At 41.2% G+C, this 1,074-nt stretch carries 1 protein-coding gene; it reads left to right on the top strand.

Annotated elements, in window-relative coordinates; genetic code table 11:
- Positions 1–1,046, top strand: a 1,046-nt coding sequence (locus H6A12_RS12990) for a hypothetical protein (RefSeq protein ID WP_345941259.1), incomplete at its 5' end; no start/stop codon positions are given.
- Positions 1,047–1,074 lie beyond the last annotated feature (28 nt).

Below are 1,074 nucleotides of genomic sequence, written 5' to 3'. Positions count from 1 at the left end.
GAACAATCTATATCATTGACAAACAAACACTCAACTGTGTACCGTTTTGCAGCAAGCCGAACTGCAAGCATGACAACGCACAGTGTGCAGCGCGCACCCGCTCGCAAGGACTCTGGATGTATCAGGGTGCGCTCTATGTATCAGAACCGCGCGAAGGTACAACAACAGAAACAAATGAGTTAGAATCCTATACACTTTATAAAATCTCATTGGATGGTTCCAGTAAAGATGAGGTGCGCTATGTCGGAATGAGCTTAATGGGTGGATTTATCCACCGCGGATATTACTACGCAAACGATTTTGACGGTGTAAGACGGTATTCTCTGACGGATAAAGAAGAAAACGAACTGATTTTGAAAACAACTTCCGAACAAGATTACATGATCAGAAATGCACATGGAAATTCTATTTATATCAATATCACGCGCAACAACACACAGCCTGTAATTGAAATGTTTCGTTATAATCTGAGCGATCTTTCTGCTCCTCCAATTTCTGTTGGACAGATGGAAGTGAGAGATGATGGTGAGTTGAACGAGTTGATGCCACTGTATATTTCAGATGAGGGAATCCTCGCTTTAGATGGAGTTACTGCAAATAATCAAACAACTGTTCAGGATTTTTCGTTTTTCTGGCTCGATAAAGATGGAAAGGAAAAAGAGCGTCTTGATCTGCCTAAAACGGATATTGATTCTTATGGTCTGTGCGGAAGCATAACGGCAGATGATTCCTATTATTATCGCTTTATTGTTCCTGGTATTCGAGCAAAGAAAGAAGACATGGAAAAAAGTATTCTGCACATTTATGATCGAAAAACGAATCAGCTGATCGAAAAATGTTCATTTTATGAGGAATATGGCTGTCTTTATTCGTTTGTCCGAGGCGATGATCGATACCTGTTTATAGAGTTTGAACCTCGATATTATTATGATGAGGACGGTGAACGTATAGTGGAGTCTGATCCTTACCGCACACTGTGCGTTCTCGACAAACAGCAAATCGGAAACGGCGCCGAGCTTCGGAAGCTTTTACATTTGACACAGTAAAAACGAACACGTTACCAAACGACAAGGA

The organism is Merdimmobilis hominis, assembly GCF_016901855.1.
GTDB lineage: Bacteria > Bacillota > Clostridia > Oscillospirales > Ruminococcaceae > Paludihabitans.
Note: the sequence above shows the minus strand (reverse complement) of the source record. Positions and strands in the feature narration are given on the sequence as shown.